Below are 17,575 nucleotides of genomic sequence, written 5' to 3' on the forward strand. Positions count from 1 at the left end.
GTCGAGCCTGTTGCTCCGGTCGAGCCAGTCGCTCCGGTCGAGCCTGTGGCACCCGTCGAGCCGGTGGCGCCAGTCGAGCCGGTCGAGCCAGTTGCTCCTGTGGAGCCGGTTGCACCGGTAGACCCTGTGGCACCAGTTGCTCCAGTCGACCCAGTCGCACCGGTCGAGCCTGTTGCTCCGGTCGAGCCAGTCGCACCTGTCGACCCAGTCGCACCGGTCGAGCCAATTGCTCCAGTCGAGCCAGTGGCACCTGTCGCCCCGGTCGAGCCTGTTGCTCCGGTCGAGCCAGTCGCTCCGGTCGAGCCTGTGGCACCCGTCGAACCCGTTGCTCCGGTTGCCCCGGTCGCACCCGTATCGCCGGTTGATCCGGTAGAACCAGTGGCTCCAGTCGAACCCGTCGCACCTGTCGACCCAGTCGCACCTGTCGACCCAGTCGCACCGGTCGACCCAGTCGCACCGGTCGAGCCTGTGGCACCTGTCGAGCCAGTTGCTCCAGTCGAACCTGTGGCACCCGTGTCACCCGTAGCGCCTGTGGCTCCAGTTGCACCAGTCGAGCCGGTTGCTCCGGTTGAGCCGGTGGCGCCAGTCGAACCCGTAGCACCAGTATCGCCAGTCGCACCTGTGGCTCCGGTGGCACCGGTGGAACCAGTCGCGCCCGTCGAGCCAGTGGCCCCAGTCGAGCCGGTTGCTCCGGTCGCCCCAGTCGAGCCCGTGGCTCCGGTCGAGCCGATAGCGCCAGTCGAGCCAGTTGCTCCACTCGAACCTGTGGCACCCGTGTCACCCGTAGCGCCTGTGGCTCCAGTTGCACCAGTCGAGCCGGTTGCTCCGGTCGAGCCGGTGGCGCCAGTCGAACCCGTAGCACCAGTATCGCCAGTCGCACCTGTGGCTCCGGTGGCACCGGTGGCACCGGTGGACCCAGTCGCGCCCGTCGAGCCCGTTGCTCCAGTCGAACCTGTGGCACCCGTGTCACCAGTAGCGCCTGTCGCTCCGGTCGAGCCGGTTGCTCCTGTGGCCCCGGTCGCTCCGGTCGAGCCAATCGCTCCGGTATCACCGGTTGCACCGGACGAACCAGTCGCACCGGTCGACCCCGTCGCACCTGTCGAGCCGGTAGCACCGGTGGAGCCTGTAGCTCCGGTTGAACCATTGGCACCAGTGTTGCCAGTGGCGCCAGTCGAACCTGTGGCACCGGTGTCGCCGGTCGCACCTGTGGAGCCTGTGGCTCCGGTCGAGCCAGTGGCGCCGGTCGAGCCAGTTGCTCCGGTCGCGCCGGTCGCGCCGGTTCCGCCACTTGCGCCGGTAGAACCGGTCGCTCCTGTTGCACCAGTGGCGCCGGTCGCGCCTGTTCCGCCGCTGGCACCGGTAGAGCCACTCGCTCCGGTTGCTCCGGTTGCGCCGGTGGCGCCGGTCGCACCAGTGGCCCCTGTCGCACCCGCGCCGGTCGCGCCGGTGGCGCCGGTCGCTCCCGTAGGTCCCGCCGGGCCTGTCGCGCCAACTGTACTGGTGCTGAAAGTACCAGTATCAAATTGATTGCCTCCGTTGCCATTGGCAGGGCCAGCGACAGGGCCGTCCGTTAAAACATAAGTATTTCCTACCCCTGGCGTTAGTGTGCCGTATAGATTGAAACCAGCGTCGTATATTTGGTAAGTATGTGTAGGGTCTGGAATTGTTATTGTTACAGCAAATTCACTGACAATGTTGTGCCCTGATTGGGGAAGTGGGAAACTGCCAACCAACAAATGAGGATTTAATGTTGTATCTACTAGGTAATAAGTGTTGATAGTGGCGCTACCATTCTGAATAGTTAAGTTGCCGGTGATCGTCAGGTCAACTGCAAGCACCCCGCTGTAACTTGCCGCTCCATCCGAGGTCAGGGGGGGCAGGGGCGTGGGCGAGCTCGCGCGTGCGGACAGTTCCCAGGAGCCACCAAGGGCAGCTGCGCCAACCAGCGATCTCGATGCGCGGACGTCTGCGCCGACGGCCTCTTCCAGCGCCGCTACGAAGGTCTCGCCAGCATTGCCCGATGCCGTCTCGCAGCTCCACAGCCGCAGTTCGCCGTCGGCAGTAAGCGCCCTGCCGATCGCGGCAAGATCCTCAGCCTCTTCGTTCAGTGTGGCGACCGACCATTCTCCCGCGGTGAAGCTAACCCGGCCAGGCGCGCCATGCGCGATGACGTGCACCGCGTCGAGCCCTTCGTGCCCTGCCAGTGCGGCGGCGATCTGCCGTGCCGCCGGTCGGCGGCCGTCCAGCACAATTGCTTGGACTTCTGGCCTCAGACTGCCGAGAACCGTCTGGAGGTCGGAGACTGAAGAGTCGACAAATAGAAGTTCAGAGGCGCGGGCCATGACTGGCTCCTGTTGGCTTCGAATTCTGTTCAAGCGGAAACCGCCCACCGGCTTGGCCGGCGAGCAGTCAGGAGAGGGAGATTGGCGCGGTCATCTTCCGGACGGCCCGACAGCACCGTCGGGACTTTCGACAGCGGGGCTCTCTACGCGGAGGAAGCTGCAGGCTTGGAAACTCCCGCCATCGTCAAACGTGCCAATCGCAAATGAACCGGCTGTGGCCGGAACCTTGACGGTGACAGCGACGGCGAGGCTTCGCTTGACGGCCTTTGGAAGAATGACCTGACCGACGATAGCGCTCTTGGCGGTGTCCAGGATAAAATAAGGCACATTTTCGGTTGTGTCGCCGATCGGCAAGACGCCTCTAACGGCAACTTCCATGACTGCAAACCCTGTTATGTAGCTCATCTGATCCTCCTCGGTAGCGGCGACAGCGCCGCGCCTTTCCGTTCGGCCTTCTAAAAGCCGCCCGACCGAGCGCGACGCTCTTGCGGGTGGGTGGGCATCATGGGTGAGAGGGCAGAAGCCGGGCGCCTTTGTGTGTTACGCGTTCCAATGGCGCGCCGCGCTGGTTTTTGATTGGTCGTCTGGCAAGCGGCAGCCCGATATCCGATCTCTAGATCGGTTCCGATGTCCAGCCACGAATGGTTGGGGGGTGGCGAAGCTAAGGCTTCACGTTTCCTGCGATGCGCACGCCATTTTACCCGACTCACGACTTCACTCCCGTCATGTTCACGCCGATGTCTCGGCGAAAACTTGAGAGGGATCTCCGGAACGGGAACCCGTCCGCCTCCAGCAGAAGGACAAACGTATACGCGGCAGCGGACGCTTTGCGAACGCACCTGCCTCAGCCGCGAAGTGGCCTAGCTACTCCAGAACTCCTAAAACCCTCTCAAGAACGCCAACCCACCCGCCAACTGCGCGAGTGCCCTCAAAGCAGTACATTAGTAAACAGAAAATTAGGGATTTGTAAACTATAAGCGAACGGATAATTGATCAGGGAGCGGGTGCGGGACATTCTTTAACGCAGTTGCTGAAAATTGTCATTGAGAACCCTGGCCTCAACGTCTCCTCTCCAGCCCTTGCCATGTCGCAAATGTGATCAACGTCAAGCGTGGCCCTCCTCTGGCGGGACGGCCACTTAGAACTTTCTCGACCTTGACGACACCTGGCAAATGGCGATGAACTAATCGAGAGGCGGCGTGACGGACCGCCGCACGGAGCCGACGATTCAGATGACAAGCCGCAAGCGCCTCTGCCTCAACATGATCGTCAAGAACGAGATGGCGAACCTTCAGCGCTGCCTCGGAGCGGTGGTCGACCACATCGACTGCTGGGTCATCGGCGATACCGGCTCGACCGACGGGACCCAGGATTTCATTAAATCGTTCTTCGCTGCCCGCAACCTGCCGGGCGAACTGCATGAGTTTCCCTTCCTGAATTTCGAGCACGCGCGTAATGCGGCACTTGATCACGCCTACGCCTCGGCACTCGCTTACGATTATCTGCTATTTGACGACGCCGACATGGAACTGGTGGTCGAGGACGTAGGCTTCCGAGAACAACTCGTCAGTCCGGGCTACCGGCTGCTGCAGCGATCGGATTCCGGCCTGACCTATTGGAACACCCGCCTGGTCAGGCGGGACGCCGGCGCGCGCTACCACGGCGTGACCCATGAATATCTCGACGTGCCCGACGGTGTGCTGGAACTGCGCAGTGCCTGGTACAAGGACCACGCCAGCGGATCGAACCGGCTCGACAAGTTCGAGCGTGACGCGAAACTGTTGCTCGAAGCTCTTGATAGGGAACCGGAAAATCAGCGCTATTGGTTCTATCTGGCGCAATCATATCGCGACGCCGGGCGGACGGCTGAGGCTGCGGTGGCCTATGCCAAACGCGCCGCGATGGGCGGCTGGGACGAGGAAGCGTGGAATGCACGCCTGCAGGGGGCCCGCTGCTTGCGCAAGCTCGGCGACGAGCCAGGCTTCGTTGAGCAGGCGCTTGCCGCCTTCAATCAACGGCCGCAACGTGCTGAGCCGCTCTATGACCTGGCCAGGTTCTACCGCGACAAGGGAATGAACGATGCCAGCTTGCTGTTTTCCGAAGCGGGGCTGACGATCAAGCGACCCGAGCAGGACATCCTATTTCTCGAGGACTACGTCTATACAACAGGCCTGTTGGAGGAGTTTGCGATAGCGGCGAACTACGCGCGCGATCCCGTGCGCAAGGATCGTGGTTTCGCGGCATGCAACTGGTTGGCGCTGAACCGGACGATCGACGATGGCCCGAGGCAGCTGGCGTGGTCCAACCTGTTCTTCTATGTGCAGCCCGCCAAGACAATGATGCCGTCCTTCAGCGCGCGTCCGGTCGGCTTCATGGCGCCCGATGGCTATCGGTCGTCAAACCCGTCGGTGGCTCGATTGGGCGACCAGATCGTGCTCTTGCAGCGAACGGTGAATTACACGCTGGCCGAAGACAACCTGCAATATGACACGCCGGGTGGAGTGCCGGTTCACACGCGCAATTTCCTTCTCCGATTGAGTGATGAGTTCGCCATCCAGTCCGCAAGCGAGGTTTTGCCACCGGCCGATATGCCGGAACCCGCTAACGACCGTGTTCTCGGATTTGAGGACATGCGCCTGTTCGCTTGGCGCGATGCGTTGTGGGGCGTCTCTTGCGTGCGCGAATTGACGGAGGAGGGTTGGTGCGAGCAGGTCGTCGCGCGCATTGACGAGGGCGCTTCCTGCCGCCTGGCCGATTGGCGCGTGCTCCGTCCGGCGGGGCCGCGGGTGCACGAGAAGAACTGGATGCCTCAAGTCAAGGCGGGCACGGTGGGGGCAGGGGCGTTGCAATTCATCTACCTCTGCGATCCCACCCGGATCGTCGACGAGCGGGGCTCGACCCTCAGCGAGACTCCTCCCGCAATTGCCGCCAAGAGTTTCAGGGGTGGAACGCAGCTGATCGCATTTGCCGGCGGGTGGCTCGCATTGATTCATGAAGTCCAGTGGCGGGCCGCCGAGAAGCGGCGTTACTACCTGCATCGATTCGTCTGGTTCGATGAAGCCAACACCTTGCGAAAAGTAAGCCGTCCGTTCTTCTTCGACAAAAAGGGCGTCGAATTCGCTGCCGGGCTGGCGTGGCACCCTGACGAAAGGCGTCTGCTGATTTCCTACAGCGTCACCGACAGCGAGTCCTGGATCGCGACCGTCGACGAGGCGGAGGTGAGGTCGCTGCTGGAGGATGTGGACACCCTGCCATTGGGCGCGGCCGGTACAGCGTCCAGGCTGACGCTGGCCTCTGGGCATGGCGCTCCGCAACCGAAAGCAGCGATCAAGCCTGAGCGCGCTGAAGATGGAGCCATGAGCCACACAAGCCAAGCGCCGTCGGAAGGCAAAGACCTCGGCGCCAGCGGCATGAAGTCGACAGACGAAATCTTTCATGAACTAGCGCCATTTCTGCGCGAGGTCGATTCTTCGCTGCAGCGGCGGGAACGATCGCGCCAATTCGACGCGCGGAGGTCCCGCTTCCTTGGCAGCGAAGACACGGCACTTCCGCAGATCAACTGCTTTTACCAGGTGATGTCCGACAAGGCCGAGCATCGTACCTTGATCGCCGCCACAACGTCGATGCGAGCGACAGGCCATCCGGTGCGGGTATGGAGCTACGCGCCCGAGAAGCTCGATTTCCTCGTGCCCCACGGTATCGAAGTCCGCAATGCCGACGACGTCATGCCGCGGGCCTTGTTCGAGCGCATCGTCGCCGGTTCCGAGATCCGGTACTTCAGCGATATCTTCCGCTACGCCCTGCTTTACGAGCATGGCGGGCTATGGATGGATTCCGACGTCATCCTACTGCGTCCCTTTCCCTTTTGCGGCGAATACTTCTTCAATCTGCAGTGGCGCGGATCGCACAAGGGTCATTTTGTTTGCGGCAACGTCATCTATGCCAGACCCTACAGCAGTCATCTCAGGGCGCTGTATGAGTTGTCGATCGAAAGCTTTCACGCCGCACACGGCAAGGAGTTCGGCGACATCGGCCCCAAGCTTCTGTCCGATTACATTGCTTCCGATGCGGGAGCCGCGCTGCGGGAATGGGTGTTCAGCCCGATGTTCTTCAACACCATCGATTGGAATGAGATCGATCGGTTCGAGAAGCCGATTGGGGAATTGGCCGACTATCTGAACGATGAGCGGGTGTTCGGCATCCACCTGTGGACGGCACGCAACGAGGCCCGGCATGCCGGCGAAGGGGTGCCACTGATCTCGTCGCTAATCCGCCCGCTCGATCGCTTTCCCACGTTCGCGAGCCTCGCCGACCGCTTCAATACCGACAAGAACAGGCACACAGGCAACCGTCACTGCTATGCGAGGATCTACGATCGCCTTCTGTCGGCCCGGCGCTTGTCCATGCAGCGGCTGATGGAGATCGGCCTGTGCCGCGGTCTGGCCGAAGGCAACCAGACCGAGACCCCATCCGTCTCGCTGTGGCAGAGCTATTTTCCCTTCTGCCAGGTGATCGGTGTCGACCTGACGGATTTTTCGCGGCTCAACAACGAAAGGTTCAAATCGTTCATCGGTGACCAATCCAAGCTGGACGATCTGCGCGGCATCGCCGCCAAGCTCGAGCCGGGCTCGCTCGACGTGATCATCGACGACGGCAGCCACGCCTCGTTCGACGAACAACTGACGCTGCGCGAGTTTTTCCCGCTGCTCGGCGAGGGCGGCTGGTATTTCCTGGAAGACCTCGACTGGCAGCCGCCCGGTGAGGACCTCGGCAAGATCACGCCGACCAAGACCCTCCTGCGGGAAATCCAACAGCACGGCACGGCCCGCTCCGTCGATCCGCTGGGGGTGAGCGTGCTTGCCGACCAGTTCTCCGAGATCCTGTTCTTCGACAGCCACTATGAGTTGAACAGGGCAAAGCTGCTTGGTGGCCTTGTGGCTATCCGCAAAGCGCGGGAACTGGGGACATTCGATAACAATCGGAACGAGAACCGTCGGCTAAATGTTTGAGAATTCGAACGATATCCACCTGTTGTCGGTCCCGAGCGACCCGAGGCGACATCTGATTCTGATACGCGCTGGATCGAAGCGTCGCCCTTCCTTTTTTTCTGAGATTCCGCAAGAAGAGCGCGAGTACGACCTAGCCGTAAATTACTACGCCACGCCGCACCAGGATGATATCCTTCGCACTATGGCAGAAATTGTTTTTGCAGGCGGTCGATCAAAAATGCATGGCGCCAAACGTTTTATCTACCGCACCTATTCCTTTCGAGCATAGGTCCCATGGAAGGTGTCGAGTGAAAGTAGCCGTCTACACTATCGCCTTGAACGAAGCCGCAAACGCGGAGCGCTGGGCCAATTCGGCCGTGGATGCCGACTATCGCATTGTGGCCGACACCGGCAGCACCGACAGCACGGTGGAACGGCTGACCGCTTCTGGCGTCACCGTACACGCAATAGCGGTGCGCCCATGGCGTTTTGACGATGCCCGCAATGCGGCCATGGCACTTATTCCCTCCGACGTCGATGTGTGCTGCACGATGGACATGGACCGCTTTCTCGAGCCCGGCTGGCGGGCGAAGCTCGAGGCGACTTGGACACCCGAGACGACTGCCCTCTATTGTCAGACGATTTACAGAGCGAGTGTCGATGACCCAACGCCGCTGCGCAGCTGGCCGGCTAAGAATTTTCATCATCGCTGGGGCTATCGGTTCAATCGACCTGTCCATGAGGCCCTGGTCTTCACCGGAGAGAGGGAAGTCACGGCCAGCAGCAGCGACATCGTCATGTTCGAGGTGCAGGACCTCACCAAGCCAACGAGGAGCAACTACCTGCCGCTGATGGAAGTGGCGCACAAGGAGAATCCCGAGGACGCGCAAATCTGTTTCTGGCTCGGGCGGGACTTGATGTGGGCCGACCAGCACGTCAGGGCCGTTCCGCTACTTGAGCGGTACCTCGCATTGCCGACAAGCAAGTGGGCAGAAGAACGGTCGGAGGCCATGCGCTACATCGCGCGCATGCTCCCGGACCAGCGATTGTCCTGGCTGGACAAGGCCCGGATGGAAGCGCCTCACCGGCGCGAAATCTGGCTCGACCTAGCCGAGGAGTTCCACGGCCAGGCGGACTGGCTGAACCTCTTTTGGGCTTGCACGAATGGGCTCGAGAAGACGCGCCGTAGCGGGAGTTATCTGGACGACCCGAACAGCTGGGGATTCCGGCTGTATGATCTTGGCGCCATCGCGTCGTGGCACCTCAATGTAATGGATCGGGCAGTGGAGTGGGGGCGACTATCGCTTGAACTCGACCCGAACAATCAGCGGCTCAAGGACAACCTGGCGTTCTTCACCCATCGGCGAGATGAGATGCGAGCAAGTGCATGACCGATCCCACTGGTCAGCCAGCACGGCTGCTGACAGCGTTCAACACGGTGTTGTACGTGGACACTGCCAAGGGCGAACTGCGCCACGGGCCGGAGGAAAGCAGCCCAGCCAATGTTCTGTTTGTTGCGACTGAGCAATCCGCTGGAGGGGCTTGGAAGGGGCAGCTGATTTGCCGGGTTGGCGATAAATTCAAGCCGATGATTTGCATACCAGATCAGACAATGATCTTGCGCGACTCTATCGGCCTCAATCCCGCAGCCATGCCTACTCTCTTTGAGCTTGTCCCGCTTGAGCGCGGGTTGCTGGCTCTCAGAGCTGAGGCTCTGTTTCTGTCGGCGATACCCGACGGCCGTGTCCTGCTAGGTGCCCCGGTATGCAGCACTTGGGAACTCTTCATCGCCTCGGAGAGTTGGTGCACACAAGGGACCATGGTTAACGGCAGCAATTGGCGATCCGCCGGAGCGCATTTCGACAAAGGCAGGATTCAAAGCTACATCGTGCATCCAACCCTTAGGGCCAAAGCAAACACACACTCCAAGGGAAAGAAGATACTTGTCTACGGGTACACGAAGTGGTCGCATGGACGCGTCTACTATGATCTCGCTAGGCGCCTCCACGCGTGCGGTTTTACGATCGATATCCTCGACTGGCAGGGAAACAATAACGAACATATCGGACGCATTGTTGGCTATTACGATCTGTACCTGACCGCACTCGATGGCGTCCCCACGTTGACTGACAGCTATGGTATTCCTTGTGACAAAATAGTCGCCATTTCCCATCATGAATTCGACATGAGGATGCTTATCGAGCGCAAGGGCATCGAAATCTTCGACAAATTTGCAAACTACGGAGTGGTGAGCGAGTATTTGTACTCCGCGTCGGCCATGCGCGGTATTTCAAGAATTCCCAAGGTGGCCCCTTTGGGAATTGACTACCAGAGCTTCTTTTCAGCGGTGCCCGAGCGATTGACCACTGTAGGCTACGCCACGTCGATGTCCGTGACGACCTATGGCGTGGAGTGGAAACGCGGAGCGCTCGCCGAAGCGGCGACTCAACAGGCCGGCCTAGCCTTCAAGGTAGCAGGCTCAACCGCTAGTCAGATTTCTTTTCATGACATGCCCGAGTTCTACCGTAGTGTGGATGCCGTGCTGTCAAGCTCTATCAACGAGTCTGGGCCGCTTTCAGTAATGGAGGGAGCTGCAGCGGGAAGGCTCATCATTGGGACGCCGGTTGGCCACTTCCCCCTCAAGGCCTATCAGGGGGGTGGGATCTTGGCCCCTATTGAGGCCGCGAAATTCGAGGCGTTCACAGCAGCAACGTTGCGATACTACAAGGAAAACACCGCGGCGTTCGTGGAGAAATGCCACGCAACGAGGGAGGCCGCTCGTCAGTTTGACTGGCAATATTCTATTGGTGAATGGATCGACCTCTTTGACCCGCAATCAGGGACCCGAGCACATCGGACGATCGGCAGCCAATTTCCGGCTTCTCAAGAATTAGCTGCACGCATTGGAGGACCACAGCGAGAACACGCTCAACCGAAAGCCAGCTCTACTCCTTTGCCTATTCGCGTCATAAATTTGGACCGCAGTGTTTCGCGGTGGAATACATATCAGAAACGCAACCCCCATTTGTTAAGTAGTACACTCAGAGTCTCTGCGTTTGAAGGGGCTGCGCTCGACAGGGGGGGATTGTTAAGGGATGGAATTATCGGGGGGGATTGCACTTATGGTGCTGGCTCTCTGGGGTGTGCGCTCTCACATATTACTCTATGGAAAGAGGCCGTCGCGAGCAATATACCGCTAACTATTTTTGAAGACGATGTATACTGTTCAGCAGATTTTATTTCGCGGTCAAACGAACTTCTATCCGGCGCCCCGGCAGGTTGGGATCTCATAAAATGGGGATTCAATTTCGATCCGCTGTTCCTTTGGCTGGATCTTGATTTTGCGAAGGCTAAATTGGAATTCTATGCGCGCCAGCGCCAGAATATGGACTTGCTTGCCGCATATGATAAGTCGCCACGATCACTGAGTAGGATAGCTCATTCATTTGGGCTTATGGCTTATTCCGTGACACCAAACGGTGCACGGATACTTCTTGAAAATTGCCTTCCTATCAAAAGGCGAACCATTCAATTTCCAGGGGCCGGGGTGGTTATCGATGACACGGGAATAGACTGCGCCATGTGCGCCGCGTACGGATTGATGCAGGCGTTTGTTTGCATGCCGCCCCTTGTGTTTTCTGATGATGACCAACTGTCGATCCGGGAGGAGTCAGATCGGACATCAGGTTCTGTGGTGAGTTAGGCCGTTATTTGACACCAGCACTTCCTTTCGACTGCTCACCGAATTCCAATCGAACAAGATCGTGGCATCGATGTGCAGAGTTGAAGGTCGGCGTCGGCTCTGCTACATCGTCTTCCGCCTCCTACGGGAGCATCAAGGGCCTCGGGCTGAATGGCATGCTCCGGCCGGCGGCGGGTGGGAGACAGCTCGTGACGCGGTGGTGGCTTGGCCTGCGCCTGGGAATCGTACTATTCCATGATTTCGCTTGGAGTCGACGATGGCGACTACCGTTTGGATCGTTAGCCCGCCCAACTATGTTCACAGCCGCGCCTTCGATGAGGTCGCAGTATCGCTTTGCGCTGCTTTCCGTGCACTCGGCCAGGAAACCTACGTGGTTCATAATCCAACGCAACTCGGCGACACCACGATCGTGCTGGGAACCAATCTTCTGCACTTAGTGCCGCTGCCCCAGCAGCAGTTGATTCTATTTAACCTTGAACAGGTTTCGGAACCATCGACTGACAGCATGTGGATGAAGCCTGAATACATATCGTTGCTGAAGCGCTACCCTGTGTGGGATTACAGTGAGGCAAACGTTGTCGCGCTCGCCAGCATGGGCGTCCAGGCGACTTTTTGCGGCATCGGATACATGCCCGAACTGACCCGGATCGCTCCGTCCAGGCATGAGGACATCGACGTTCTGTTCTTCGGGGCATTCAATGAGCATCGCAATTCGGTACTTAACCGGATCGAGGTACGCGGTGCCAACGTAAAGCGAATTTTCGACGGCATTTACGGCGACGAACGCGATACTTTTATCGCTCGGAGCAAAATCGTCCTCAACCTGCACTACTACGGCACACAGCTTTTCGAGATCGTGCGAGTTTCCTATCTGCTCGCCAACCGCAAATGTGTTGTCTCCGAGCGGGGCTGTGATAGCGCCGCGGAAGCACCGCTCAGGAACGGCGTGGCGTTCGCCTGTGCCGACGACATACCCGAAGTCTGCATGACTTTGCTCGCCCACCGTGAAGCGCGATCAGCACTTGCGCAGGAAGGCTTCGAGGCATTTTCGGCCCGATCACAGGTCGACTTCGTCCGTAAGGCCATGCGCCAGACGCAGGTGACCTATTATGGATGACCGTGCGCAAGGCGGCTTGCCGGGATGTTATCGTGGTTCGCAGGCTCGGAAACCCTCCACCACACCGCACAGCCGTCGATTGGCATTAATGGGGATGTAATACCCGTCCTTGTCCGGAATTCATTTATAGCTTGGGCGCACGGGGTGAGAAAGTAATCGTCAACAATTACAAACCCACCATAAGACACTTTGCTATATAGCGCGTCAAGAGCTTGAATTGTTGATTCATACATATCTCCGTCAAGTCTAAGAATCGCTAATCTTTGTATCGGGGCCTCAGGGAGTGTGTCCTTGAACCAGCCTTCAAGGAAAACAACTTGCTCGTCGAGCAAGTCATATCTACGAAAGTTATCTTCAACGTCCTTCCGGGAGATCGCTAGTTGCGTATGCGTGTGGTGGACGTCCCCAGCGTCCGCCGCATAGATTTCCGGGCTTGGAGGAGGAAGGCCAGCGAAACTGTCAGCGACGAATACCCGACGTATGGTGTCGGCGTACGAGGCAAGGATAGCTTTCATAAAAATACATGCCCCGCCGCGCCAAACTCCGGTCTCGATGAAGTCGCCAGGCACATCATTCAATATCACGGTTTCGCATAAATGCCGCAGATTGCGCATCCTTGCTGAGCCAATCATGGTTTGCGCCAGCCCTGGCCAATCCTGCCCAAGAGCACGCTTGTTCGGGTCATATTTCCCACCCGTCCATGGATCAATGGGCGCGTCGCCGTAGAGGGTTCCGGTCAGGGAGGCCTCAAGAACGTTAAGGTACCGATTCCGCATTTTCATTGCGGAGGTCACGAAGTCATGACTGCCACTCAACGTTCGTCTCCTTATGAGAACCAGCGTTTTAAAGATAGAAATGCGGTCGGTTGATGCTCGTTCTGGCAAGATAGCGCGGATCAAGTCGGTGAAGATTTGCCCGAGTTTTTTACTGATACCGCACCCCACCAACGTGTCCACTGCAAGTTTTTCTGCGAGGTTTGAAGAGCCATGGCGATGGGGGGATTGGCGGCATAGAGGCAAGCGGCGCAAGCTGGGCCATTCGGTTTCTGGACAGACCGAGAGTTCCGTCTGCAAGGCGAATGGACACCTCTCGCGCCACACCAGCTTGAGAGACCTATTGGCGCTGCAGGTCTGCGATAAAATAACCTCTCCATTCCCGATGCCTTTCCGCTTCCCGAGCCTTCGCCATTGGCCTAGCATGGTATTTTAAATCCGGGCGGTCGGACATCAGAATCGAAGTGCGAAGACGAGATTTTTTTAGACTCGTGGGAGGCTCAGCGGCCGGACATCTGGTTCCCGCCGGGTTGACGGACAGAGACGCCCTCGCGGAGAGCTACGCAGCCATGGCGCCACCTATTCCTGCCTCCCTCCTCACTGCCCCCATCGAACTCGCCGGCGACTGGGGCCACATGCTGCCCCGCTCGGCCGATCAGGTCGTTGAGCGCATGCGGCATGCCTGCCTGGATGGCGTCCGGCTCGTTTCCGACAGCCAGCCGACGCGGCTGCGCGTCGACGAGCATACATACGGCCCGCCGTCCATTTGGCTGCATCCGGACGGCAGCAGCATGGCCTGGATTATCGTCGACATAGGCGAGCGGGACTGGTCGAAGCTCGCCTACCAGTTCGGGCACGAGTTCGGCCATGTAGCGTCCAACAGTTGGCAAGCCGATGCCAAGCCGGCACCGCCCTGCCAGTGGCTCGAGGAAGCGATGGTTGAAGCCTTCTCATTGCGCGGCCTGGGGCGCCTGGCGAAGGACTGGAAGCAGAACCCGCCCTTCGCCGGCGACAACGCCTTCGGCGATACCATTGCCGAGTATCGCCAGAATATCATCCGAGGCTATACCGCGCTGTCCAACAGCCAGGGGCTTGCGCGCGACACCGCGGCCTGGTTCACCGACCATCGCAGCGAGATCGAAATACCCGCCCTCAATCCGTTCGCTCAAGCAATGTCGATAACCATCCTAGCCGAGTATGAACGCGCGCCCGATTGCGTCGAGGCGCTGGGTGCACTCAATCGTTGGCCCGGCCGTACCGGAGTTCCGATCGATGAGTATCTCAGGCGATGGGAGGCGAGCTGTGCCGAACTGCAGGCCTCGCCCCGACTGCCGGTGAGTGTGCGCGAGCGATTGGGCATCGCGTAATTGGCGGCTCCATGCACGGCGGAGCTGCCGGTGTAGGCTCGTGCAGCAGATCGGACTGCGGAACACCGCGCGAGAAGCCCGGGGCTAGTCTAAATGGCTCCCAAAGCGGGGAGGGCAGCGGCCGCGACGCAACGGGCCGAGGCGAGATAATGTCATTCAGCCCCGTCCTTTGTTGACCCTAGCGGGCGACAGCAACCAGCCCTACAAGGTCCGATCACGCCGCAGCCTCGGTCGCATTCACCCCGCTTGTTGCGGTACCCACGCCACTGGGTTATTTTAGGAGTTGTGGGAACAGCACCTGCCATCCATCGCGGGTGCGACCTTGCTGTTTTGGGCAGATTGTGAAGTCTTTAACAGACCAGGTAGTCGCAAGCTGTGTCTTGTGCCCTCCAGGTCATGAGCAGTTAGGGATGCGCCATGCTGCGATGTTTTGCGTTCATTGCGGCCCTGATGCTAGCGAGCTTCACGGCATTCCAAGCTTGTGCCGATCGTAGGGTGGCCCTTGTCATCGGCAATTCCGAGTACCGCGAGATTCCGGCCCTCAAGAACCCGGACAAGGATGCCGAGGACGTGTCGAACACCTTTCGGCTGGCCGGGTTCGATGTGTTCGTCGCCAAGGATCTCACCAAGATCGAATTCGAAAAGCAGTTCCGCAACTACCTCGCAGCGGCGGACGGTGCCGACCTGGCAATCGTGTATTATTCCGGCCACGGCTTTCAGATCGGCGGAGAAAATTTCCTCATCCCGGTCGATGCATCGCTCAAGAACGCGGCCGACATTGAGGTCCAGGCCGTCAAGCTCGACGATGTGCTGCAGCAGTTGCGGACGAAATCGAAGATCCAGGTGATTATCCTGGACGCCTGCCGCAACAATCCGTTTCCGCGCAAGGACTATTGGTTGCGAGACCAGCTGATCGTTGCTGGCAACACCGGCCTTGCGCAGGTGAAAAGTTCGCTGAACACGCTTATAGCCTTCGCCACCGAGCCCGGCGCCGTCGCTTATGACGGAAATGGTGACCTCAGCCCCTTCTCCTCCGCCTTCTCCCGTCGCGCGCTGGCGCCGAACCAGGAGATACGCTCGGTCATGGCGGCCGTTCGCAGGGATGTGGTCGAGGCTACGGCCGGTAAGCAGGTGCCTTGGGAAAACTCATCGCTGATCGACGAGGTTGTCCTCATGCGCCGCGCCAACCGGCCTGCACTGCCGCCCGTCTTGGAAAAGGTCGTGCCGTCCGGCGTCGGGCCTGTCGCGCTCGACTTGCCGGAGCCGGTCGATGTCGATGGCGGTGCGGTCACCGTCAGCATCGACAGGCAGCCAGCGCTAGGGCGTCTGATTTTGGACGGCAAGCCGGTTGCGGCGGGGGAGCCGATTGCCGGCAAGGATTTCCCGCGATTGCGAATGGACGTGCCCAAAGGTGCCGGTGCCCAGGAAGAAGTCGACATGCTGGCCTATTCAACGCGCGACAATTGGGGTGGAGAATCCCAGGGCATCCTGGTGTTCCGGGTCAAGAATGGTGAGGGTGCCGAGGGCAAGCAACTTATAGCCTCGCTGGAGTCCGAGCAGAAGCAGCAAGCGGTGGAACGCGGCATTCACATTGCGGGCGCCGCCGAAGAGATCGAGAATCGTGAAGTCCATGTTCCAGTTGGCGTCGGCCCGGTTCCGTTGCAACTGGATTTCCCAACCGCGGATCCGGCGGTCAGCCTGAAACTTGCGGGCTATCCGGCAACGGGAACGCTGTCGCTGCCGGATCGGACCTTGTCGCCGGATTCGAGCCTGATGGCCGATGAAGTCGATCACTTACGCTACGAACCCCAGATCGGCGCCGTCCAGCCACTGATCGTCGGCTTCGAGATCAGGGCCGACAACACGTCGTCGAAGCCGGCGACGATGAAGCTCTCGCCAAGCGTCGACCCCTGCGACAGGGAGGCCGGTGAGCCACTTGACCTGCAGGGCGTCGTCCCCGGTTTGTTGCCGAATGAGATCAGCAGCAACGCCGTGGACGTCTGCCGGGCGGCGGTGAAAGCCTATCCCGATGTTGCTCGATTCCACTACCAGCTCGGCCGGGCATTGCTTGCGGTTGGTAAGGTCGATGAGGCCAAGAAGGTGATCCAGGATGCTGCCGACAAGGGGCATGTGCGCGCAGGGTTCGAGCTGGGCTACCTCAACGCGACGGGAACGGGAATGCCCGTCAATCGCAAGCAGGCCAATGACTTCTATGCTGAAGCGTCCGACAAGGGCGATCCCTATGGGATGACCTCGTGGGGTCGCGCCTTGTTCAACGGATACGGCATCGAACGTGACACCGCCAAAGGGCTGGATCTGCTACTCAAGGCGGCGGCGATGGGGCACACTTATGCCATGAACGATCTCGCCGCCATCTTCACCGAAGGCCGTAATGGTGTGCCTGCCGATGCAGCTCGCGCCGTGGCTTTCCTCAAGGCTGGCGTCGAGCGGCAGGACATGTACTCGATGAACCTGCTCGGCCGCAATTATCTCGCTGGCACGGGGGTCGAGAAAGACCCCAAGACAGCGCTCTCGCTTTTTCAGAAATCGATGGATCTCGGCCAGCCCTACGCTCCCGGCAGCCTTGCGCGCATGTACAGGGACGGTGTCGGCGTGCAGCAGGATCTTGAAGAAGCGCAAAGATTGTTCGAGCTGGCGACGGCGCGCGGCGATCAGTCGGCTGCGTATGATCGCGCAGCTCTGGAGATGCAAAGGGGCGAAAAAGCGGACCAGGCCGTGGCGGTGCGCTATCTTGCCTTCGCGGCCGCGCTCGATCTTCGCAACGAGACTCCCGATGCCAGGAATACCCTGGCGAAGTTTGGCGCCAAGGCGAAGTCGGCGGCCTTGAAGCAGATGCGTGGGGACCTGAAGGCGAAGATTTCGGCCAACGGTTCGTTGGACGATCAACTGATCAAGACCGCCAGGGCGGTCTGGGAGCAAGCCAACCCGCGCCGGGACTTGTTCTGACAACATGGAGGCAACAGGTGGGCTGGTCACTAAAACAGGTAATCGTCGCAATCGTCCTATTCCTTACGGTGGCAGGGTGCACAACCATCGCGCCTCCCGTTGAGCCGACGACTACGAAACATCGTACGAAGTCGGTTCGCACGACGACCGCGCCAAAGGTGGTGAAGCACAAAAATGTGACCGCCAAGAAACTGCTCACACCGGTCAAGAAGGAAACCGCGCCTGTCATTGCGCCCTTGGGCGGCGGTAGCGGCGGGGGTGGCGGTGGCTGGGGATAGCGCTTCTACCGCGCGAGGCAGTGCAGGCCTATCGTAGTCA

General features: G+C 59.7%; 9 protein-coding genes. 6 read left to right on the forward strand and 3 right to left on the reverse strand.

Features of this window, described 5'->3' with window-relative positions:
• Both LB516_RS28910 and LB516_RS20090 read right to left on the reverse strand, forming a co-directional pair.
• Nucleotides 1-2,342, reverse strand: a 2,342-nt coding sequence (locus tag LB516_RS28910) for a DUF4347 domain-containing protein (protein WP_263492601.1), incomplete at its 3' end; no start/stop codon positions are given.
• 90 nt (nt 2,343-2,432) lie between these two features.
• The gene (locus LB516_RS20090; protein WP_140722616.1) at nt 2,433-2,747 is read right to left on the reverse strand and encodes a hypothetical protein; all 315 of its coding nucleotides are present in this window, start codon (nt 2,745-2,747) and stop codon (nt 2,433-2,435) included.
• 794 nt (nt 2,748-3,541) lie between these two features.
• On the opposite strand from LB516_RS20090, the gene LB516_RS29025 reads away from it, so the two are divergent.
• From LB516_RS29025 to LB516_RS20110, 4 genes are all read left to right on the forward strand, one after another.
• On the forward strand, nt 3,542-7,351 hold the full coding sequence (locus LB516_RS29025) for a glycosyltransferase (protein WP_140722611.1): 3,810 nt from the start codon (nt 3,542-3,544) through the stop codon (nt 7,349-7,351).
• A 287-nt stretch (nt 7,352-7,638) separates the two neighbouring features.
• Nucleotides 7,639-8,721, forward strand: coding sequence for a glycosyltransferase (locus LB516_RS20100; RefSeq protein WP_140722604.1), 1,083 nt, complete (start codon nt 7,639-7,641; stop codon nt 8,719-8,721).
• Nucleotides 8,718-11,033 (forward strand): glycosyltransferase family 25 protein, encoded by a 2,316-nt coding sequence (locus LB516_RS20105; RefSeq protein WP_140722601.1) that lies wholly within the window; start codon nt 8,718-8,720, stop codon nt 11,031-11,033. The genes LB516_RS20100 and LB516_RS20105 overlap by 4 nt, the downstream gene beginning before the upstream one ends.
• 256 nt (nt 11,034-11,289) lie before the next feature.
• Nucleotides 11,290-12,150 (forward strand): glycosyltransferase family 1 protein, encoded by an 861-nt coding sequence (locus tag LB516_RS20110; RefSeq protein ID WP_140722597.1) that lies wholly within the window; start codon nt 11,290-11,292, stop codon nt 12,148-12,150.
• On the opposite strand, the gene LB516_RS20115 is transcribed toward LB516_RS20110, so the two are convergent.
• On the reverse strand, nt 12,141-13,106 hold the full coding sequence (locus LB516_RS20115) for a TylF/MycF family methyltransferase (protein ID WP_224720247.1): 966 nt from the start codon (nt 13,104-13,106) through the stop codon (nt 12,141-12,143). The two genes, LB516_RS20110 and LB516_RS20115, sit on opposite strands and share 10 nt — an antisense overlap.
• A gap of 386 nt (nt 13,107-13,492) precedes the next feature.
• On the opposite strand from LB516_RS20115, the gene LB516_RS20120 reads away from it, so the two are divergent.
• Complete coding sequence (locus LB516_RS20120) at nt 13,493-14,290, forward strand: hypothetical protein (RefSeq protein ID WP_224720248.1); 798 nt, start codon at nt 13,493-13,495, stop codon at nt 14,288-14,290.
• A 495-nt stretch (nt 14,291-14,785) separates the two neighbouring features.
• Nucleotides 14,786-17,257, forward strand: a complete 2,472-nt coding sequence (locus tag LB516_RS20125) for a caspase family protein (protein ID WP_246671882.1) — start codon at nt 14,786-14,788, stop codon at nt 17,255-17,257.
• Nucleotides 17,258-17,575 lie beyond the last annotated feature (318 nt).

This window comes from Mesorhizobium sp. CO1-1-7 (assembly GCF_020164885.1).
GTDB classification, from domain to species: Bacteria; Pseudomonadota; Alphaproteobacteria; order Rhizobiales; family Rhizobiaceae; genus Mesorhizobium; species Mesorhizobium australicum.